Genomic DNA, 18830 nt, shown 5'->3' with positions numbered 1-18830 from the left:
GGGCTCCGGGTCCGGACCTGCGGGGTTTTGCTGCGATGTGACCGGTTTGCTGCACTTTGTACGTTTTGCTGCTTGGCGCAGAGCTGCAAAATGCACAGAACGCAGCGAAATACCCAAAGTGCAGGAAAACCGTGTCACTGATTGCAGCCTTTTCCCGGAACGCAGTTGTTGCAGGGACAAGACGCAGCGGAGTCGCCGGGAGCCGGCAGTGGGCGCTGCACGAGCACGATGCAGGCGCTGAACAATCCGGCGACGGCGAAGAACACCTGCTCCGCCAGGACCCCGGAATGCCCGAAAGCCGCAGCCCCTAGCGCCCGAGCATGATCCAGGCGCTGAACATACCGGCGGCGGCAAAGAACACCCAGTTCGCCAGGACCAGCACAAGGGTTTGGGCGAAGGGGCGGGCTGGAGTCTGCGGCAGCGTCACCGGATCTTCGGCGGCCGGGCCGCGCCGGAACTGGGACCACAGAGACGTTGCCAGCAGCAGGGCGCCTCCGGCCAAGGCGATCGGAAAGGCCGGAAGGCTCAGCAGAACCGTGCTGCCGGCGGTCCAGTACAGGAGAAGGTGCAGGGCGCCGGCTGCTGCGGCGGCGGCAAACACCCTGGGCCAGCTGCCGCGGCTGAAGGCGGGAAGGTAGCGCGGCGACAGTCCTGCAGCAAGAAGCAGGGTCACGACGACGGCCAAGCCGCTGACGGTGACCCCCATGACACCGGCGGTGGACGAGACGGCGGCGGCTACCGCACAGAATCCCAGAAGACCGAGCAGGATGGGTACCAGCAGCTGGGAGACGAGGGCGGCGGGCGAAAAGTCCTTGCGGATGTCTTCCTGGAGCTCCGTCCGCTCCGATGAGCCGATGTCGGCCATGCGTGCCTCCTCCCTGCTGGATGTCATTCCAAAGGTAACCCGTTCGGCCGCCGTTTCCGGACTGCCCGTTTCCTGTTGGGGTCTCCCTGGAGGAATCCGCAGGACTGCCCGTTTCCTGTTGGGGTCTCCCTGGAGGAATCCGGACTGCCCGGTTCCTGCAGGGTCCACAGGAGAAGGATCCTGCAGGACCGCAGGCGCGGCCACGGATCCACCAGGCGGGCTGGCGAAAACCGGCAGCCCGGCGCAACAGAGCACATCCGTCTTGACGTGCCACCGCTCACACGCATATTCTGAACGAACGGTCGGTAATTATTGGCCGGACGACTTCCGCGGAGCGGACCGCGGTCACGTGGACAAACAGTGAGGTGACATATATGGCTACGCAGATGGATGCCCAGCGCGACCTGTACGCCGTCCCGGCCAACAGCGACGATGACGCGGCAGGACAGGCAGCCTTTGACGCAATCATCGCCCAGGACTCGAGGATTGAACCCCGGGACTGGATGCCCGAAGGCTACCGCAAGACCCTGGTCCGCCAGGTCTCCCAGCATGCGCACTCCGAGATCATCGGAATGCAGCCCGAAGCCAACTGGATCACCCGGGCACCTTCGCTGAAGCGCAAAGCCATCCTGATGGCCAAGGTCCAGGATGAAGCAGGCCACGGCCTGTACCTCTACTCCGCAGCCGAGACCCTCGGCACCCCGCGGGACAAGATGACCGAGGACCTGATCGCGGGCAAGGCCCGCTACTCCTCGATCTTCAACTACCCGACCCGCACCTGGGCCGACATGGGTGCCATCGGCTGGCTGGTCGACGGCGCGGCCATTGCCAATCAGGTTCCGCTCTGCCGTGCCTCCTACGGCCCGTACGGCCGTGCCATGGTGCGCATCTGCAAGGAAGAGTCCTTCCACCAGCGACAGGGTTTCGAAATCCTGCTGGAGCTTGCCAGCGGCACCGAAGCCCAGAAGCAGATGGCCCAGGACTCCATCAACCGCTGGTACGCACCGGCGCTGATGATGTTCGGCCCGCCGGATGACGATTCCCCCAACTCGCGCCAGTCCATGGCGTGGAACATCAAGCGCTTCTCCAACGATGAACTTCGCCAGCGCTTTGTCGGCATGATTTACGAGCAGGTCAAGGTCCTTGGCCTGACCCTCCCCGATGACCAGATCCGGTTCAACGAAGAAACCGGTAAATGGGAGCACGGACCGCTGGACTGGAACGAGTTCAAGGAAGTCCTCGCAGGACGCGGTCCCTGCAACGCCCAGCGGCTGGCCCGCCGCCGCGAGGCACACGAAGACGGCGCCTGGGTGCGCGAAGCAGCAGCCGCCTATGCGGCAAAACAGGCACGAAAGACAGAGGTGGCATAAGCATGGTTTCCGGTTCGACAACGGGCGACGACGGCACCAAGACGGCGGCAACGTCCGGTTCGGTTGCCCCGAACACAGGCGTCAACGCGGCCTGGCCGCTGTGGGAAGTATTTGTCCGCTCTTCCCGCGGCCTCTCCCACGTCCACGCGGGTTCACTGCATGCTCCCGACGCCGACATGGCAGTTCGCAACGCGCGTGACCTTTACACCCGGCGCAACGAAGGAGTTTCGCTCTGGGTGGTCCCGGCTGAGGCGATCATTTCCACCGACCCCGACGCCAAGGGCCAGTTCTTCGAGTCCCCGCAGGGCAAGGACTACCGGCACGCAACGTACTACCGCAAGTCTGAAGGGGTGAAGCACCTGTGAACACGGACAGCGCCACCCGGATTACCCCCGGAAACGCCCTCCGTCCGGAGGACATTGCAGCCTCTGAGGTCAAGGCTCCGGAAGCAGTTGCGGAATACGCCCTGCGCCTGGGTGACGACTCCCTGATCCTGGCCCAGCGCCTGGGCTGGTGGATTTCCCGGGCTCCGGAACTGGAAGAGGACATTGCCCTCTCCAACATTGCCCTGGACCTGATTGGCCATGCCCGTTCCTTCCTGACCTACGCCGGCACGGCCTGGGGCAAGACCGAGGACGACCTGGCTTACTGGCGCACCGAAGAAGAATACCGTTCGGCGCATATGTTCGAGCAGGAGAACGGCGACTTCGCCCGGACCATCGCCCGGCAGCTCGTCGTCTCCTTCTTCCAGTACGAGCTCTACACCGCGATGCTCTCCTCCAAGGACGAGACCCTCGCCGCCATCGCTGCCAAAGCAGTGAAGGAAGTCGATTACCACCGCGACCACAGCGCGCAGTGGGTCCTCCGCCTCGGCCTGGGCACCGAAGAGTCCCGCACCCGGATGATCCGGGCCCTGGAACTGGTCTGGCCCCACGTTGCCGAACTGTTCGAGGATGACGACCTGGTCCGCTCCCTCGAGGGGATCGCCGTCCTGCCTTCGACGCTCCGCGCAGCGTTCGACGAGAAGGTCGGCGCAGTCCTGGCTGAAGCCGAACTTGAGGCTCCCGTGGTGCAGCCTGCGCCCGGCGGTGGCCGCCGCGGTGCCCACAGCGAGTACCTCGGGTACATCCTGGCGGAGATGCAGGTCCTGGCCCGCCAGCACCCCGGCGCGACCTGGTAACAGCCATGAACGAGACACAGGCAGTACCCGTGGACCCGGCGGCAAGCACGGAACTGCGCCCGCAGGACCCGGCAGCAGCCGCGGCCTGGGACATTGCCGCCACAGTCTGCGATCCGGAGATCCCGGTCCTTACCATTGAGGACCTTGGGGTGCTGCGCGCCGTCGAGGTGCAGCCGGGGAACGCGGTGCGGGTGGCCATCACCCCCACCTACTCCGGCTGCCCCGCCATGGACGCCATCCGCGACGACGTAACTGCTGTCCTCCGCGCCTCGGGCTACGGCCAGGTCCAGGTGGACCTGGTCCTGGCCCCGGCGTGGACCACGGACTGGATGAGCGAGGCCGGCAAGACCAAGCTCAACCAGTACGGAATCGCGCCGCCCACCGGGCGGGCCGCCGCGGGTCCCGTCCGGCTGGGCATGAGCGTCAAATGCCCGCAGTGCTCCTCCCTGAATACGCGTGAAATGACACGCTTTGGCTCCACTTCCTGCAAGGCGCTGTACGTCTGCCGCGACTGCCAGGAACCCTTCGACTACTTCAAGGTGCTCTAACCATGACAACCTCCACCACCGAGGCCGGCGCAGCCCCGGCTTCGCGCCGCACCGCCTTCCACCCGCTGACGGTCAGTGCTGTCCGCCGGCTCACCGAAGACGCCATCGAGGTCACTTTTGCCGTTCCCGAGGAACTGGCCGGGTCCTTCGACTACCTGCCCGGACAGTACGTTGCGCTCCGCACCACCCTGGACGGTGCGGAGATCCGCCGCAGCTACTCCATCTGCGCCGAGCCGAAGCCGGGCGAGATCCGCGTTGCCATCAAGCGCGACCTCGGCGGCAAGTTCTCCACCTGGGCCAATGAGAACCTCAAGGCCGGGGACGTCCTGGACGTCATGAGCCCCACCGGCGGCTTCATCTCCAAGCACCCCATGACCGCGCTGAACCACCCCGAAGACATCGACGTCACGGATGAGAACGTGTTCGTGGCCGTTGCCGCCGGTTCCGGCATCACCCCGGTGATCTCGATCGCCCGCACCGTGCTGGCCGCCTCGGAGAACGTCCGGTTTGACCTGGTCTACGCCAACAAGGCCGCCATGGACGTGATGTTCCTGGAGGAACTGGCAGACCTGAAGGACAAGTACCCGGCTCGGTTCGCCCTGCACCATGTGCTTTCCCGCGAACAGCGCATCTCGCCGCTGCTTTCCGGCCGGATCGACGGCGAGAAGCTCTCCTCGCTGATTGAATCCGTGCTGCCCACCCGCGACGTCGACGAATGGTTCCTCTGCGGACCGTTCGAGCTCGTGCAGCTGTGCCGGGACACCCTGGCCGAGCGCGGCGTCGAATCGGAGAAGGTCCGCTTCGAACTGTTCACCACCGGCCAGCCGGGCAAGCCCGAGGGACAGATCGGCCGGCCGGTCGAGGTGGATCCCTCGGCGGACAACTACGAGATCAGTTTCCGGCTGGACGGACTGCAGGGCAAGGTTGCCAGCCCGACCCATGCGCGTGAATCGATCCTCAACGCCGCGCTGCGCGTCCGCCCCGACGTGCCGTTCGCGTGCGCCGGCGGCGTCTGCGGCACCTGCCGGGCCAAGGTCGTCTCCGGCACGGTCGAGATGGAAGAGAACTACGCGCTGGAACCGGATGAAATCGAAAAGGGTTACATCCTGACCTGCCAGAGCCGTCCCACCAGCCCCGAAGTCACCGTCGACTACGACGCCTAGGAGTACGCAGAACCCATGAGCGAGCAGAGCCCCGCACCCACCGAGTCCATGGTCCAGCTGAACATCGCCGACGGCGTGGCCGAGGTTGTCCTCAACGCGCCGAAAAAACTGAACTCGCTGGACGAGGCGGCGCTGGCAGATCTGTACAAGGCGTACGACGACGCCGAGGCCGCCGGGGTGCGGGCGCTGCTGCTGCGCGGGGAAGGCAGGGCGTTCTGCGCCGGACGCGACATCTCCGGCGTCGTTCCGGCCGATGACGATGCCTACGCCTACCTTGGCGAACTCGTGACTCCGCTGCTGAGGAAGATGGCATCCTTCCCGGCACCCACCTTCGCTGCGGCGCAGGGCGCGTGCCTCGGCGTCGGGCTGGGCCTGCTCGTCGCAACTGACGTGGTCTACGTGGCGGACAACGCCAAGATCGGTTCCCCGTTCGCCAACCTGGGGGCAACCCTGGACTCAGGCGGACACTGGCTGTTCACCGAACGCCTCGGTGCGCACCGCACGCTGGACCTGATTTACACGGCCGACCTGATGAGCGGATCCGAAGCCGTGGCCGCCGGGCTGTTCAGCCGGGTCTTCCCGGCCGATGAGCTGCTGGAGTCCACCCGGGCCACAGTCGCCCGCGTGGCCACCGGCGCTACCGGAGCCTTCCGCGCTTCGAAGGAACTGGTCGCCCAGATCCGCGATTCCCGGCTGGGGCTCTGGGATTCCATCGAGGACGAGAACAAGGCCCAGGGCATGCTCTGCGGCACGGACGACTACGCCGAAGGCTTCGCTGCCTTCAACGAAAAGCGCAAGCCCAGCTTCAAGGGCTGAGCGGGGGAGGGCGGTTATTCGACACCGCCGGTAAACTCCGGGAGAATGGCAGGGCCGGTTGAGGACTGCTTCCCGGCATTCGTGCCCGAGGAGGAGACATGACAGCGCGTGCCGCACGCTTGGTGCGCGGCTGGGCCGGTGCATCCGCAGCCACAGCCGTTGCGGCAGCGTCCCACGTGCTGGGCGGAGGCGCGGCGCCTGAGCCCGCGCTGGTCCTTTTCTCCCTCGCAGTCTCGGCCATGGTGAGCTGCCTGCTTGCCGGACGCAACCTGTCCCTGGGCAGGCTGTCCGCAGCAGTTGTCTTTAGCCAGGGCTTGTTCCATCTGCTTTTCAGTATCGGCTCCGCACCTGCGGCCATCGGCGCCCACGCCGGCCATGCCGGCCACGGAATGCCCTTCCCCGCCGGTCCCGCCGCCGCCGCGGTCACCGCTGCCGGATCCGTCGACGCCGCGGCAGCCATGTGGCTCAGCCACGCCCTCGCCGCAGCGGCGACCATCTGGATCCTGGCATTCGGCGAGCAAACAGCCCGCAGGCTCCTGGAATCCCTCGGCCTGCGTCCCGGCGCACTGCTGCCGCTGTTCCAGCCGCACCATTTTCCTCCCGCCCCCGCCGCAGTGCTGGCCATCCAGCCCCAGGGGCTGCGCAGCCTCGGCATTCCGCTCCTGACGCTTCGCCACCGCGGCCCTCCTGCAGCATTCGTGTCCCGCTAGGCGCATCCGCGCACCCGCACGAATGAATCCCAGTTCCGCCCCACGGAACGGAAAGCAGCTATGGCTACCTCTCTCTACCGGCACGCCCACACCCGATTCCTGCTCTTCGCCGCAGTCCTTCTCGGCGCCTTCGCCGCGGCCCTCGCCGCCGCACCTTCGGCGTCGGCTCACGATGAGCTTGTCTCCTCCACCCCCGCTGACGGCAGCGTCCTCGAAGCAGCGCCCGCGGAAATCGCCCTGGTCTTCAGCTCCGAACTGATGGACCTCGGCAACCAGGTCATCGTCGTCGACGCCGCGGGAACCACCGTTGCAGAAGGCGAACCTGTCCTGAACCGGGAAACCCTGGTCCAGGCGCTGCCGGCCCTGGAAAACGGGGACTACCAGGTCAACTGGCGGGCCGTTTCCGGCGACGGACATCCGATCACGGGCTCGTTCAGCTTCACGGTCGCGTCCCCCGAGGCGGAGCCGGCAACACCGGCCACCTCCCAGGCAGCGGGCACCGCTTCCAGCGCACCGGCCGTTGCCAGTGCCTCTGCGGAGCCGTCGGACGCCGCCGAGGATGCTTCCTCGGTTGGGTCGCACGTTCCGTGGGCACTTGCCGGCGCAGCCGTAGGAGCTGCCGCTGCCCTCGCTGCGTGGGCGATCGTTGTCCAGGTGCGCAAGCGCCGCGGGAATCACAGCTAGCACCCACCAGCCAGGCCGCACTTAGCGCGGCAGCGGCGCCTTCGGCCTTCCCGAAAGCAGCCCTCACCCACTTTTTCGTGCCGCACAGCGTGCCGAGCACACCATTGGAGTACCCAGAATGAAAAAGAAACTTACCCTTGCCGCAGCTGTCCTCGCTCTCTCCGCAGCTGGACTTGCGGGCTGCGCCGAAGCCGGCAGCCCCGCTGCCGAACCGACCCAGGCCGCCGCCGAGCAGGCGGCATCCCTGGCCGTCAGCGGCGCGTGGGCAAAGGCGGCCGAGGCCGACGGCATGACCGGAGCATTTGGCACGCTGGAGAACACCGGAGTTGAGGACATCACGGTAGTTGCCGCGAGCTCACCTTCTGCCGGCATGGTTGAACTGCACGAGACGGCCATGGGCGCCGACGGGGCCATGACCATGCAGGAAATCGAAGGCGGCTTTACCGTTCCCGCAGGCGGTGAATATGTGCTCGAGCCCGGCGGCAGCCACCTGATGCTGATGCAGCTGGAGGCCGGACTGCTGGCCGGTGACACGGTGGACATCACGCTGGAACTGGCTGACGGCAGCACCCTGGACGTCCAGGCCACCGCCAAGGACTTCGCCGGGGCCAATGAAACCTACGCGCCCGAAACCGGCCACGGAGATGCGGGACACGGGGACGCCGGCCACACGGACGACGGGCACACCCACGGCGCCGGGGAGACCCACGGCACTGCGGAGAACTGATGAGTCCTGCAGAAGCGCAGGGGGTTGGCCGCCGGCGCCTCCTTTTCGGAGGAGCGGCGGCGGGCCTGGGAGCGGTTGCCGCGGTGGGCGCACAGTTCGCCGGAGGCCGGAATGACAGTCCAGAGCTGACACGCACCGCCCTGGATACGTCCGGGGCCAACGGGGCCGAGACTGTCCCGTTCTACGGCAGGCACCAGGCCGGCGTCGCGACGGCGCCGCAGGCGCACGCAGCGTTCGTCGCGCTGGACCTGCGCGGGGGTGTGGGACGGGAGCGGATCCGGTCCTGGCTGCGCCTGCTCAGCGACGACGCCGCCTCCCTCACCCAGGGGCGGGCAGCGCTGGCGGACACGGAACCGGAACTGGCCGGCAATCCTGCACGCCTCACCGTGACCTTCGGATTCGGGCCCGGACTCGTTGCTGCCATCGCCCCGCACCTGGCGCCGCCGTGGCTGGGGCCCTTGCCGGCGTTCAGCATCGATGCGCTGCAGGACCGCTGGAGCGGGGGAGACCTGCTGCTCCAGATCGGGGCAGATGATCCGCTCACGCTTGCCCACGCCCAGCGGATGCTGCTCAAGGACAGCCGTGCGTTCGCCGTCGTGCGCTGGATCCAAACCGGGTTCCGGCACGCCTACGGCAGCGAAGCGGCGGGAACCACCATGCGCAATCTCTTTGGGCAGGTGGACGGCTCGGCGAATCCCCGGCCCGGCACGCCTGAGTTCGACCGCGTGGTCTGGGGGGATACACAGATCCCCGCGTGGCTGGAGGGCGGAACGTCCATGGTGGTCCGCCGAATCGCCATGAACCTGGACACCTGGGACGAACTGGACCGCCGCGGACGGGAGGAAGCAGTGGGCCGGAGACTGGACAACGGTGCGCCGCTGACCGGGACCGCCGAGCATGACGAACCGGATTTCGACGCCGTGACCCCGCTAGGGTTCCGTGTCATTCCGGAGTATTCGCACATGCGCCGTGCCCGTCCGGAGGACCCGCGGCAGCGCATCTACCGCCGGGGCTACAACTACGACGCCGTTCCGGAACCCGGCGGGACCATTTCCGACGCGGGCCAGATCTTCGTTGCTTTCCAGGCTGACGTGAGAGCACAGTTCCTGCCCATCCAGGAGCGGCTGGACAAACTGGACCTGCTCAACGAATGGACGACGCCGATTGGTTCAGCGGTTTTTGCTGTTCCTCCGGGCGCCCCGGAGGGCGGTTTCGTGGGAGAGCAGCTTTTCGGCTGAAGATTGCTCCGCTGCCGGGGCGGCGCTAGGTTGGAATTATCAGCATGCTGATTGATTTCCGGTTTCCCCTTCGGGGCAGACGAAAGGCAACGATGACGCAGAGCTACGATCCCAACAATGATCCGGCGAATCCTGACAAGCCCAAGGACGCCGAATCGGCCCAGAAGGGTCCCGGTACGGGAGAAGGCACCGGCAACCATGCCGGCAGCGGCGAAAAGGGCAGCCGCGCCAATCCCGATCCCGCAGAGGGTAACATCACCGGCCTCGAGCCTGGCGGGGGCGTGCCTCCGGGGGAAACCCCTCCGGCCGAAAACCAGATGAGCATGGACCAGGGGCACGACGAAAACTGACCCCCACCTCACCTCACCTCACCTCACCTCCCCTCCCCTCACCGAGAGGCCAGTTGCGGCTCGTTTCCCGCGCGAGACGAGCCGTAACTGGCCTCTCGCGGGTATAGAAGAGGAGGGTCAGCGGACGTCGAGGTCCTCGAAGACCAGGAACGTCTGGGTGTCCAGTACTCCGGGCATGGACTGCAGCTGGTCGAAGATCACCTGGCGCAGGTGGAGGTTGTCCTCGGCCCGGACCAGCAGGATCACGTCGAAGGAGCCGCCCACCAGGGCAATGTGGTGGATCTCGGGAATCTTGCGCAGCTGTTCCTTGAGCTCGCGCCAGGAGTGCTGGCGGACCTTCAGGGTGACGTAGGCGCTGGACCGCAGCCCTGCCTTGGCCGGATCCACAAGGGCCGTAAAGCGGGTGAGGACCCCTGAGCTGGTCAGCTTCGAAATGCGCGAGTAGGCGTGGGCGCGGGAAATATGCACGGCTTCGGCAACGGCGCTGACGGAGGCCCGTCCGTCACGGGTCAGCTCGCCCAGGATCCGCTTGTCGATGTCATCCAGGGCCGTTTGCGTCTCCGCCATAGTGTCTACGTCCTTCATGGTAATCCAGCTCACATTTACAACTCGTCCATCACAATACGGTCAGGCGTGCAAAAAATCTAGGATTTTGAGCAGTGGTGGATGCGAATGGTGCGATTCCCCATACTGGCCTTACAGAAATTCCATCGTGCGGGTGGAGCCGGAGGTCCTCGAAAAGGTACACGGGGCCGTCCGCATCCGCCGCTTGCTGACGGAGGCACCCATGACTATTCCCACCGGCAACACCCGCGCCGGGTCCACCCCGGGCCTGCGTCCGGAGGATAACGAGGACCGCACCGCCACCATGCTTCCCTCGGCGGAGCCCGTCCAGCTCATTGATGCAGACGGCGTCCACCGGCCTTCCGGAAAATATCCTCTGCCTGACGGCGACGCACTCCAGGCGGCCTACGCGGGACTGGTCTCGGGCCGCCGCATCAACGACCAGGCCAACGCCCTGGTGCGCCAGGGACGGCTGGCTGTCTACCCCTCTTCGCACGGCCAGGAAGCCTGCCAGGTCGCAGCCGCCGCAGTGCTCTCCGACGGCGACTGGCTCTTTCCGACCTACCGCGACACCGTGGCGGTGATCCACCGCGGCGTGGATCCGCTCCAGGTACTGACCCTGCTCAAGGGCGACTGGCACGCCGGGTACAACCCCTACGAGCACCAGGTGGCCCCGCAGGCGACTCCGCTGGCCACCCAGCTGCTGCACGCCGTCGGCGTGGCCCACGCTGCGAAGCTGCGCGGCGAGAACACCGTGGTGCTGGCCATGTGCGGCGACGGCGCCACCAGCGAAGGCGATTTCCACGAGGCGCTGAACTTCGCCGCCGTGTTCCACGTTCCCGTGGTCTTCTTTGTCCAGAACAACGAATACGCCATCTCGGTGCCGCTGAAGAACCAGAGCGTCGCACCGTCCCTGGCGCACAAGGCCATCGGCTACGGCATGCCGGGTGAGCGGGTGGACGGCAACGACGCCGCCGCGCTGCTGGCCGTCCTGGGCGCCGCCGTCGAACGTGCCCGTGAAGGCGGCGGGCCGGCACTGGTGGAAGCCCATACCTACCGGATGCAGGCGCACACCAACGCGGACGACGCGACCCGGTACCGCAACGAGGCCGACGTCGAAAAGTGGGTACCGCGGGATCCGCTGAAGCGTCTGCGCACCTACCTGCGCGGACTGGGCGTGCTGGATGACGCGGCCGAAGAAGCCATGGCTGCCGATGCCGAGACGACTGCCTCCCTCATCCGCGACGGACTGAACACCGACACCGTGCCTGAACCCATGGACCTCTTCAACTACGTCTATGAACGGCGCACCCCGCAGCTGGCCGAGCAGGCCGCCCTGCTGCAGGACGAAATTGCACGGACCCAGGGCTAAGGAGCGCTGCGCACAATGACAGTTATGGAACAGGCGCCTGCCTCCGAGGACACACGCGTCAGCCTGACCTTCGCGAAGGCGCTGAACACAGCGCTGGCCGATGAGCTCGGCGCCGATCCCGCCGTCGTCGTCTTCGGTGAGGACGTGGGACCGCTCGGCGGAGTCTTCCGCATCACGGACGGGCTCACCGCACGCTTCGGTGAAGACCGCTGCTTCGACACACCGCTGGCCGAGTCCGGCATCATGGGCATGGCCGTGGGCATGGCCATGAACGGCATGCGCCCGGTGGTGGAGATGCAGTTCGATGCCTTCGCCTACCCGGCCTTCGAACAGGTCGTCAGCCATGTGGCCAAGATGTCCAACCGCACCCGCGGCAAGGTCAAGCTGCCGCTGGTCATCCGCATCCCGTACGCCGGCGGAATCGGCGGCGTGGAACACCACTGCGATTCCTCCGAGTCCTACTACGCGCACACCCCCGGCCTGACCGTGCTGGCGCCGGCCACTGTTGCCGACGCCTACACCCTGCTGCGTGAAGCCATCCGCTTCCCGGACCCCGTGGTCTTCCTGGAACCCAAGAAGCTGTACTGGACCAAGGAAGAAGTGGACCTGGCAGCACTGCGTGCGGCCTCCGACCAGTCGCGGGACGGGGCGAACGACGGCGCCAAGGGCGGCGCCGCTGTCCAGCCGGCCGCCGGCATCGGTTCAGCCGCCGTGGCCCGGCAGGGCTCCGACGCCACGCTGATCGCCTACGGACCCTCGGTTCCCACCGCCCTTGCCGCGGCAGAGGCTGCCGCCGCTGAGGGACGCAGCCTGGAAGTCATCGACGTGCGCAGCATCGTTCCGTTCGACGACGAAACTATCTGTGCCTCCGTTCGCAAGACCGGCCGGGCTGTCGTCATTTCCGAAGCACCGGGATTTGCCTCCGTCGCTTCCGAGATCACCGCCCGCATCCAGGAACGCTGCTTCCACTCGCTCGCTGCTCCGGTTCTGCGGGTTACCGGGTTCGACATCCCGTATCCGGCACCGAAGCTGGAGCACTTCTTCCTCCCCGGAGTGGACCGCATCCTCGACACCGTTGACGAACTCCAGTGGGAGGAACAGTGAGCGTGCGTACCTTCCTGCTCCCGGACCTGGGCGAAGGCCTGACCGACGCCGAGCTGGTGAACTGGCTCGTCGCCGAGGGCGACACGATCGCCGTCGACCAGCCGGTCGCCGAGGTGGAAACCGCCAAATCACTGGTCGAGGTTCCCTCGCCGTATGCCGGAATCGTGGAAACCCTCCACGGCGCTGCGGGCGAAAGCATCGACGTCGGCAAGCCGCTGATTTCAGTGCGGACGACGGCGGTGGCCGGCGTTCCCGAGCCGGCTCCCGCCGCCGATGCGAAAGCAGCGGCTCCTTCTCCGGCTGATGCCGCGGGTGAAGCCTACCGGCAGGAAGAACGTGCCGGCTCAGGCAACGTCCTGATCGGCTATGGAACTCCCGGAGGACACGGCATCAACCGCCGGACCCGCCCTCCGCGCCGGACTGCAGGATCCGCGGTCCCGGTTGCTTCCGCGGTCCGGGCTGCCCCGGCCGTTTCCGCTGTACCCGCCGCTTCGGCTGCGCTGGCCGGGCCGGTCAGTGACATGTCGCCGGCCAGTGACCTGTCCCGGAGCGCGGTAGCCACACTCGAAGCACCCCGCTGTATCTCTCCGCTGGTCCGCAAGCTTGCCCGTGACGCGGGCCTGCTGCTGCGCAACCTGGACGGGTCCGGTCCCGATGGACTGGTGCTGCGCCGCGACGTCGAGCGAGCTATCGCGGGAACGACTGAAATGCTCCCGGCGGACACCGCGGTCCGGACAGCTGCCCCGGCAGGTTCGGCCCCCGCGGAGGGAACCGACGCCCGTTCCGGCCTTGCCGTCACGGGACGGACCCCGGTGCGGGGACTGCGCCGCACGGTCGCAGCGAACCTGAGCGCCAGCCGTTCCGAGATCCCCGAGGCCACGGTCTGGGTGGACGTCGACGCCACCGCACTGCTTGACTTGCGCGCCGGCCTCAAGCGCCGGGATCCGGAGAACACGCCCGGGCTGATGGCGTTCCTGGCCCGGTTCGTCCTGGCCGGGCTGCGCCGCTTCCCGGAACTGAACACACGCTACGTTCCGAATCCGGACGGCGATGCCGAGCTGGTCTCGTTCGACGGCGTCAACCTGGGCTTTGCCGCGCAGACCGACCGCGGGCTCATGGTCCCGTCGATCCGGCACGCGGAAAAACTCAGCGCCCGGGAACTCGACGCCGAGATCCGGCGCCTCACGGCCTCGGCGCGCTCCGGCGCTGCGACTCCCGCCGAACTGACCTCCGGGACGTTCACCCTGAACAACTACGGAGTCTTCGGCGTGGACGGCAGTGCCGCCATCATCAACTATCCCGAATCGGCCATCCTCGGAATCGGCCGCATCATCGACAAGCCCTGGGTAGTGGACGGCGAACTGGCAGTGCGCAAACTGACCGAGCTGACGCTGGTCTTTGACCACCGCGTCTGCGACGGCGGAACGGCCGGCGGCTTCCTTCGTTACGTCGCGGACGCCATAGAGAACCCCGGAAGCGTCCTGGCCGACCTGTGACCTGCCGTTCCACGGTAAGTTGGGTAGCGCATAGACCCGAAGGACGGACGCGATGATGCAGACAAGCCCGCAGATACCCGGCGACTGGCTCGAGGTAGCTCCGCGCACTTATGTGCGGACCAACCCCGGCTGGGCCATGAACACCGGACTGGTTCTTGGGGACGAACGTGCCCTGCTGGTGGATACCGGTGCCGGTCCGCGGCAGGCCGAGGCTATCCTCGGGGCGGTCCGGCAGCTGACGGACCTGCCTGTGACCGCGGTTAACACCCATGCGCACTACGACCATTACTTCGGCAACGCCTACCTGCTGGCCAACGGCGTCGAGGAGATCTGGGCGACCAGCGGCTGTGCCAAGGCCATAGCAGCCGAGGCGGAGTTGCAGCGGGCCTCGGTCGCGGCGCACGAACCCGAGATGGCAGCGGGCTCCGGCGCGAACACCGCGATTGCCGGCCCGAACCGGCTGGTGGACGGCGCTCCGGTGGACCTGGATCTCGGCGGCATATCCGTGACGCTGTTCCACCTTGGCCGGGGCCACACCGACCATGACCTGCTGGTGGGAACACCGGACGTCGTCTTTGCCGGTGACCTCGTGGAGGAGGGCGCTGATCCGGATTTCGGGGATTCCTACCCCAAGGACTGGATCCGCACGCTCGGGAAAATCGCTGCGCTCGAGGATCTTTACGCGACTGTCATTCCGGGGCACGGCAAACCCGTCACCATGGACTTCGTCACCACCCAGATGAACAAGATGCGCACCGCTGTCGCCGTGACCCGGAGCGCCATGGACCAGGCCTCCGTGGACATGACCAAGGCGATCCCCATCCTGCCGTACGGGCCCGAACAGTCCCGGGCGCTGCTGACCCGGCTGCGGACCCTGGCCCGGTGGAAGTGGCTGAAGCAATAGAGAACTTCAGCCTCCGCGGCATCGCCGTCCCGGCCTTCGGGCCGACAGTGCTTTACGGAACGGCCATTGGGGCGATCCTTCCGGTGATCGCACTGACCGCACGGGACTTGGGCGCCACAGTGGCGCTGGCCGCGCTCATCATTACCCTGACCGGCGTCGGGTCCCTGCTCACCAACGTTCCCGCCACGCTGATCACTACCCGCTTCGGCGAAAAGTGGGCACTGGTAGCCGCCGCCGGATGGTGTGCCCTGGCCATGGTCCTCGCCGCCACGGTTCCGGTGCTGTGGGTCTTTGCCCTGGCAGTTTTTATGGTTGGCATGGCGGGTGCAGTGTTTGGCCTCGCACGGCAGACCTACGTCACGGAAGCAGTGCCGCTGCATTTCCGGGCCCGCGCGCTTTCGACGCTGGGCGGTTCAAACCGGATCGGTGTGTTCATGGGGCCGTTCGCCGCCGCGGCAGCGATGCACTTCGCGGGAACCCCGGGTGCGTACTGGGTCGGTGCTGCCGCGGCGCTGGGCGCAGGGCTGCTCAGCCTGACGGTCCCGGAACTGACGGTTCGTCCCCGGCGGCCCGGACAGCGCAGCCGCGAAGAGCCGGGGGAGGAAGCCGCAGCGTCTCCGGCAATCGGCCAGATCCTCTCCGGCCATTCACGGACCTTCCGCACGGTGGGGATCGGCGTCCTGCTCATCGCCGCGGTCCGGGCCACGCGCCAGGCGGTCATCCCGCTCTGGGCACTGCACCTGGGCATCGACCCAGCACAGACGGCGATTATCTACGGCATCTCCGCGGGCATCGACATGCTGATCTTCTATCCTGCGGGCCGGGTCATGGACCTGCGCGGACGCCGTGCCGTAGCGGTTCCCTGCATGCTTTTCATGGCCGCCGGACTCGCTTTGCTGCCGCTGACCTCGAGTCCGCTGGAACTGCTGCTGGCCGCCCTGCTGATCGGTTTCGGCAACGGCATCGGCTCGGGAATCGTCATGACCCTGGGCGCAGATTTCTCCCCGTCTCCGGGACGCCCGCAGTTCCTTGGTCTCTGGCGGCTGCTCTCCGACATCGGCATCCTCAGCGGACCGGGAATACTCTCCGGCGTCACCGCCCTTTTCTCGCTCGCGGCCGGCATCGGAGCGACGGCGGTGCTCGGCCTGGCCGGAGCCGCGGTACTGTGGCGCTACGTTCCCAAGGGCCGGCCCTCTTCGGCCGCCGGGGGGAACGGCTAGCGGTCGCCCGCCTGCTGGCTAAACAGCCAGGAGCCCAGCGCCGCGATCACATAACCGGTCCCGACGACCAATGCCAGGCCGCCTGCGAAGTACAGCGGCTTGTCATCCAGCAGGGCAATTCCGCTGCCCCAGGTGGCGTAGGCGTACAGCGCCAGCGATACCGCGAGGGCCAGGGCACCGACAATGGCGCTGAGCCGGGTCCAGAACCTTCCGCCGGAACGGCCGCCTGCCGGCAAGGTGTTCCACTCAGGGTTCGTCCGCATCATGACCAGCCCGCCCACCAGGGTGCAGGTGGCGACCACCAGGAAGGCGGCGACGACGTCGGCAGGGCGGTGCCAGAGGTTGAAGAACGTCGCCGCGCCGGCGAGGACCGCGTAGGTGCCGCCCAGTGCGGCAACCGCGGGGCGCCAGCGCGGCGCTGAAACCAGGAACACTGCGGCCATGGCGGAAGCGGCCATGGTGGTGTGCCCGGACGGCAGGGAATTGAAGTCCAGGGTGATCACGCCGCGGTACGGCCGGTCCAGCAGCAGGTTCTTCAGCAGCTGGGTAGCCAGGTTCGCGCCGGCCATGGTGGCGATGGCGATAACAGCCACAGAGAACCGCCGCCGGGAGATGCTCACGGCGACAATGACGGCCAGGGCGATAAACGCCGAAAGCAGCGGCAGGAAGTCCAGGATCTCCAAGGCCGGGTAGCGGGTGCTCGGAGCCACTGCTTCCGCCTCGCGCCAGGCGGACTCATCGGCCAGCTGCCCGGTAGTGGTACGGACGAAACCGAGGTACGTCACGGCGGTGCAAGCAGCCGCCAGCAGCGCCGCGAAAAGGAAAAGGGCGGGATTGTGCCCTGCCCGGCGCTTGGCCGGCGCCCGTCGGTTCAGGAGATTGCGCGTATCCATTCCCTCCAGCCTGCCACAGGTGCTTGGCGGTTTGCTGTGAGCAGCCGCTGAACCGGCGCGGGTAGGCTGGGAAGCGTGCAGCCGAATCCGTTTCCGAGCCTCGACGCCCTGCGCGGCGGGGCACACGTTGTGTCCCTCCCGATGCGGGTCAAGTTCCGCGGGATCCTGCACCGCGAGGCCTTGCTGCTGCAGGGGCCTGCCGGATGGGGCGAGTTCTCGCCGTTCCCGGAGTACGACGACGGTGAGGCAGCACCCTGGCTTGCCTGCGCCCTCGAGTCTGCCTGGCACGGCTTCCCCGAGCCGGTCCGCGGAAGCGTCCCGGTCAATGCCACGGTCCCTGCCGTGGCGCCGGAGAAGGTGGAAGCAATCCTTGCCCGCTTCGGTACCGTTCCCGCCGTCAAGGTGAAGGTCGCCGAGCGCGGACAGGCCTTGGCCGATGACCTGGCCCGGGTGGCCGAAGTGCGCCGCCTGCTGCCGGAGGCCGGCCTCAAGGTGGACGCCAACGGCGGCTGGAGCGTAGACGAGGCAGTCCACGCCCTGACCCTGCTCGCGGACTACGGCCTGGAGTACGCCGAACAGCCGGCAGCGGACATCCCCGGCCTGCGGGCGGTCCGGCTGGAGCTGGCACGCCGGGAGGTTCCGGTGCCCGTCGCGGCGGACGAGTCGGTTCGGAAGGAAACCGATCCGCTGCTGGTGGCCCGCGAGGAAGCCGCCGATCTCCTGGTGATCAAGGCCGCACCGCTCGGCGGAGTGCGCAGGGCACTGGACGTGGTCGCACAGGCCGGCCTTCCCGCCGTCGTCAGCTCCGCCCTGGACACGTCCGTGGGAATCAGGGCCGGCGTCGCACTGGCTGCTGCCCTGCCCGAACTGCCCTGGGCCTGCGGGCTGGGAACGCTGTCGCTGATGGAAGGCGACGTCTCGGAACAACCCCTGGTGCCCGACGACGGTGTGCTGGCAGTGCGTGATCCGGGAGTTTCCGAGGCGCTGCTGGCGCGCCATGCGGCATCGCCCGCCCGCTCGGCGTGGTGGATCGACCGGCTGGAGCGGGTGTACTCGCGGCTCATCGGGGCGCCTGAGCCCTAATCTCGGGACAGCCTTCCCCGGCACGGCCGGGAAGCCTATCGTTCAGGCCATGGACGACATCGAACTGCCGGAAAGTGTGGGCGTGCTGCGGCGGATACTCTTTGAAGGCTTTTCCCTCGGCAACACCGGCATCGTGGACGAACTGTGCTCTCCTGACCTCATCGAGCACCAGTTCGGCCTCGACGGGCAGGGGGCAGCGGCACTTGAACGGGTCCGTGAAGCCATTCGCCAGGTCCATGAGGCCATGCCCGACCTCACCTATGACCTGGAAGACTGGGCCACCCGCGGCGACACCGGGTGGGTGCGGTTCTACGGCCGGGGCACCAACACCGGGCCGTTCTTCGGCCCGCCCAGCGGCAAACACGTGGAGCTGACCGTCATTGATGTGGCCACGGTCGTCGACGGAAAGATCACCGAGCACTGGGGCGTGCCCGACCGCTTCTCGCTCCTGCAGCAAACCGGAGTGCTGCGGAGGTTGCGCCCTGCCGAGGCTCCAGGGGTCGGCACGGGTGGGCAGACTGACTCCAAACCCTAGGATGGAGG

The 18830-nt window shown here is 67.2% G+C and carries 22 protein-coding genes; 19 read left to right on the top strand and 3 right to left on the bottom strand.

Translation table 11 applies throughout. The features are described 5' to 3' along the window. Window positions 1-131: 131 nt before the first annotated feature. Window positions 132-311 carry a hypothetical protein gene (locus NF551_RS13535; protein ID WP_227894143.1) on the top strand — a complete coding sequence of 60 codons (180 nt, stop codon included), beginning with the start codon at window positions 132-134 and terminating at the stop codon, window positions 309-311. Here the strand turns inward: NF551_RS13535 and NF551_RS13530 are convergent. Next, window positions 308-865 (bottom strand): hypothetical protein, encoded by a 558-nt coding sequence (locus NF551_RS13530; protein WP_227915575.1) that lies wholly within the window; start codon window positions 863-865, stop codon window positions 308-310. The genes NF551_RS13535 and NF551_RS13530 overlap by 4 nt on opposite strands. Before the next feature lie 374 nt (window positions 866-1239). Here NF551_RS13530 and paaA point away from each other — a divergent pair, with 374 nt between their 5' ends. The 11 genes from paaA (at window position 1240) to NF551_RS13475 (ending at window position 9651) form a co-directional block, all read left to right on the top strand. After that, a complete protein-coding gene (paaA, locus tag NF551_RS13525) occupies window positions 1240-2235 on the top strand; it encodes a 1,2-phenylacetyl-CoA epoxidase subunit PaaA (RefSeq protein WP_227894145.1) in 996 nt (331 codons plus the stop codon). Window positions 2236-2237: 2 nt separating this feature from the next. Beyond that, complete coding sequence (gene paaB / locus NF551_RS13520) at window positions 2238-2600, top strand: 1,2-phenylacetyl-CoA epoxidase subunit PaaB (protein WP_227894146.1); 363 nt, start codon at window positions 2238-2240, stop codon at window positions 2598-2600. Beyond that, window positions 2597-3415 (top strand): 1,2-phenylacetyl-CoA epoxidase subunit PaaC, encoded by an 819-nt coding sequence (gene paaC, locus NF551_RS13515; protein WP_227894147.1) that lies wholly within the window; start codon window positions 2597-2599, stop codon window positions 3413-3415. Before paaB ends, paaC begins: the two co-directional genes overlap by 4 nt. A 5-nt stretch (window positions 3416-3420) precedes the next feature. Then, window positions 3421-3963: a 1,2-phenylacetyl-CoA epoxidase subunit PaaD gene (gene paaD, locus NF551_RS13510; protein ID WP_227894148.1), complete on the top strand. Its 543-nt coding sequence runs from the start codon at window positions 3421-3423 to the stop codon at window positions 3961-3963. Between the two features lie 2 nt (window positions 3964-3965). After that, complete coding sequence (gene paaE / locus NF551_RS13505; RefSeq protein WP_227894149.1) at window positions 3966-5126, top strand: 1,2-phenylacetyl-CoA epoxidase subunit PaaE; 1161 nt, start codon at window positions 3966-3968, stop codon at window positions 5124-5126. A 48-nt stretch (window positions 5127-5174) separates the two neighbouring features. Beyond that, window positions 5175-5942: an enoyl-CoA hydratase/isomerase family protein gene (locus NF551_RS13500; RefSeq protein ID WP_227894574.1), complete on the top strand. Its 768-nt coding sequence runs from the start codon at window positions 5175-5177 to the stop codon at window positions 5940-5942. Between the two features lie 98 nt (window positions 5943-6040). Continuing rightward, window positions 6041-6652 carry a hypothetical protein gene (locus NF551_RS13495; RefSeq protein WP_227894150.1) on the top strand — a complete coding sequence of 204 codons (612 nt, stop codon included), beginning with the start codon at window positions 6041-6043 and terminating at the stop codon, window positions 6650-6652. Window positions 6653-6712: 60 nt separating this feature from the next. After that, window positions 6713-7336, top strand: coding sequence for a copper resistance CopC family protein (locus NF551_RS13490; protein WP_227894151.1), 624 nt, complete (start codon window positions 6713-6715; stop codon window positions 7334-7336). A gap of 118 nt (window positions 7337-7454) precedes the next feature. Then, a complete protein-coding gene (locus NF551_RS13485) occupies window positions 7455-8063 on the top strand; it encodes a copper chaperone PCu(A)C (RefSeq protein WP_227894152.1) in 609 nt (202 codons plus the stop codon). Next, window positions 8063-9301: a Dyp-type peroxidase gene (locus NF551_RS13480; protein ID WP_227894153.1), complete on the top strand. Its 1239-nt coding sequence runs from the start codon at window positions 8063-8065 to the stop codon at window positions 9299-9301. The genes NF551_RS13485 and NF551_RS13480 overlap by 1 nt, the downstream gene beginning before the upstream one ends. Before the next feature lie 92 nt (window positions 9302-9393). After that, window positions 9394-9651 carry a DUF6480 family protein gene (locus NF551_RS13475; RefSeq protein ID WP_227894154.1) on the top strand — a complete coding sequence of 86 codons (258 nt, stop codon included), beginning with the start codon at window positions 9394-9396 and terminating at the stop codon, window positions 9649-9651. A 117-nt stretch (window positions 9652-9768) separates the two neighbouring features. Here the strand turns inward: NF551_RS13475 and NF551_RS13470 are convergent, their stop codons facing one another. Then, window positions 9769-10218: an Lrp/AsnC family transcriptional regulator gene (locus tag NF551_RS13470; RefSeq protein ID WP_227894155.1), complete on the bottom strand. Its 450-nt coding sequence runs from the start codon at window positions 10216-10218 to the stop codon at window positions 9769-9771. Between the two features lie 220 nt (window positions 10219-10438). Here NF551_RS13470 and pdhA point away from each other — a divergent pair, with 220 nt between their 5' ends. Genes pdhA through NF551_RS13445 form a run of 5 tightly spaced genes read left to right on the top strand, consistent with a single transcriptional unit; the run spans window position 10439 to window position 16311 of the window. Next, a complete protein-coding gene (pdhA, locus tag NF551_RS13465; RefSeq protein WP_423720990.1) occupies window positions 10439-11587 on the top strand; it encodes a pyruvate dehydrogenase (acetyl-transferring) E1 component subunit alpha in 1149 nt (382 codons plus the stop codon). Window positions 11588-11602: 15 nt separating this feature from the next. After that, complete coding sequence (locus NF551_RS13460; RefSeq protein WP_227894156.1) at window positions 11603-12691, top strand: alpha-ketoacid dehydrogenase subunit beta; 1089 nt, start codon at window positions 11603-11605, stop codon at window positions 12689-12691. Between the two features lie 2 nt (window positions 12692-12693). Further along, window positions 12694-14187, top strand: a complete 1494-nt coding sequence (locus NF551_RS13455; protein ID WP_227894576.1) for a dihydrolipoamide acetyltransferase family protein — start codon at window positions 12694-12696, stop codon at window positions 14185-14187. A gap of 52 nt (window positions 14188-14239) precedes the next feature. After that, window positions 14240-15091, top strand: a complete 852-nt coding sequence (locus NF551_RS13450; protein ID WP_341482250.1) for an MBL fold metallo-hydrolase — start codon at window positions 14240-14242, stop codon at window positions 15089-15091. Then, entirely contained in the window at window positions 15070-16311 is a 1242-nt protein-coding gene (locus NF551_RS13445) for an MFS transporter (protein WP_227894157.1), read from the top strand. Before NF551_RS13450 ends, NF551_RS13445 begins: the two co-directional genes overlap by 22 nt. On the opposite strand, the gene NF551_RS13440 is transcribed toward NF551_RS13445, so the two are convergent. Beyond that, entirely contained in the window at window positions 16308-17204 is an 897-nt protein-coding gene (locus NF551_RS13440; RefSeq protein WP_227894158.1) for a phosphatase PAP2 family protein, read from the bottom strand. The genes NF551_RS13445 and NF551_RS13440 overlap by 4 nt on opposite strands. A 75-nt stretch (window positions 17205-17279) precedes the next feature. Between NF551_RS13440 and NF551_RS13435 the strand changes: the two genes are divergently transcribed. Further along, the gene (locus NF551_RS13435) at window positions 17280-18287 is read left to right on the top strand and encodes an o-succinylbenzoate synthase (protein ID WP_227894159.1); all 1008 of its coding nucleotides are present in this window, start codon (window positions 17280-17282) and stop codon (window positions 18285-18287) included. A gap of 49 nt (window positions 18288-18336) precedes the next feature. Continuing rightward, the gene (locus tag NF551_RS13430) at window positions 18337-18822 is read left to right on the top strand and encodes an ester cyclase (protein ID WP_227894160.1); all 486 of its coding nucleotides are present in this window, start codon (window positions 18337-18339) and stop codon (window positions 18820-18822) included. Window positions 18823-18830: the final 8 nt, after the last annotated feature.

Origin of the sequence: Arthrobacter caoxuetaonis (assembly GCF_023921125.1) — a bacterium.
Classification (GTDB): domain Bacteria; phylum Actinomycetota; class Actinomycetes; order Actinomycetales; family Micrococcaceae; genus Arthrobacter_B; species Arthrobacter_B caoxuetaonis.
This window is presented reverse-complemented; position numbering and strand designations above follow the sequence as displayed.

Coding starts and splice junctions, on each gene's coding strand:
- NF551_RS13440 (WP_227894158.1), bottom strand. CDS start 17,204: ATGGATACGCGCAATCTCCTGAACCGACGGGCGCCGGCCAAGCGCCGG.
- NF551_RS13485 (WP_227894152.1), top strand. CDS start 7,455: ATGAAAAAGAAACTTACCCTTGCCGCAGCTGTCCTCGCTCTCTCCGCA.
- NF551_RS13495 (WP_227894150.1), top strand. CDS start 6,041: ATGACAGCGCGTGCCGCACGCTTGGTGCGCGGCTGGGCCGGTGCATCC.
- paaB (WP_227894146.1), top strand. CDS start 2,238: ATGGTTTCCGGTTCGACAACGGGCGACGACGGCACCAAGACGGCGGCA.
- NF551_RS13430 (WP_227894160.1), top strand. CDS start 18,337: ATGGACGACATCGAACTGCCGGAAAGTGTGGGCGTGCTGCGGCGGATA.
- paaD (WP_227894148.1), top strand. CDS start 3,421: ATGAACGAGACACAGGCAGTACCCGTGGACCCGGCGGCAAGCACGGAA.
- NF551_RS13460 (WP_227894156.1), top strand. CDS start 11,603: ATGACAGTTATGGAACAGGCGCCTGCCTCCGAGGACACACGCGTCAGC.
- NF551_RS13450 (WP_341482250.1), top strand. CDS start 14,240: ATGATGCAGACAAGCCCGCAGATACCCGGCGACTGGCTCGAGGTAGCT.
- paaA (WP_227894145.1), top strand. CDS start 1,240: ATGGCTACGCAGATGGATGCCCAGCGCGACCTGTACGCCGTCCCGGCC.
- paaE (WP_227894149.1), top strand. CDS start 3,966: ATGACAACCTCCACCACCGAGGCCGGCGCAGCCCCGGCTTCGCGCCGC.
- pdhA (WP_423720990.1), top strand. CDS start 10,439: ATGACTATTCCCACCGGCAACACCCGCGCCGGGTCCACCCCGGGCCTG.
- NF551_RS13470 (WP_227894155.1), bottom strand. CDS start 10,218: ATGGCGGAGACGCAAACGGCCCTGGATGACATCGACAAGCGGATCCTG.
- NF551_RS13475 (WP_227894154.1), top strand. CDS start 9,394: ATGACGCAGAGCTACGATCCCAACAATGATCCGGCGAATCCTGACAAG.
- NF551_RS13500 (WP_227894574.1), top strand. CDS start 5,175: ATGGTCCAGCTGAACATCGCCGACGGCGTGGCCGAGGTTGTCCTCAAC.
- NF551_RS13490 (WP_227894151.1), top strand. CDS start 6,713: ATGGCTACCTCTCTCTACCGGCACGCCCACACCCGATTCCTGCTCTTC.
- NF551_RS13480 (WP_227894153.1), top strand. CDS start 8,063: ATGAGTCCTGCAGAAGCGCAGGGGGTTGGCCGCCGGCGCCTCCTTTTC.
- NF551_RS13530 (WP_227915575.1), bottom strand. CDS start 865: ATGGCCGACATCGGCTCATCGGAGCGGACGGAGCTCCAGGAAGACATC.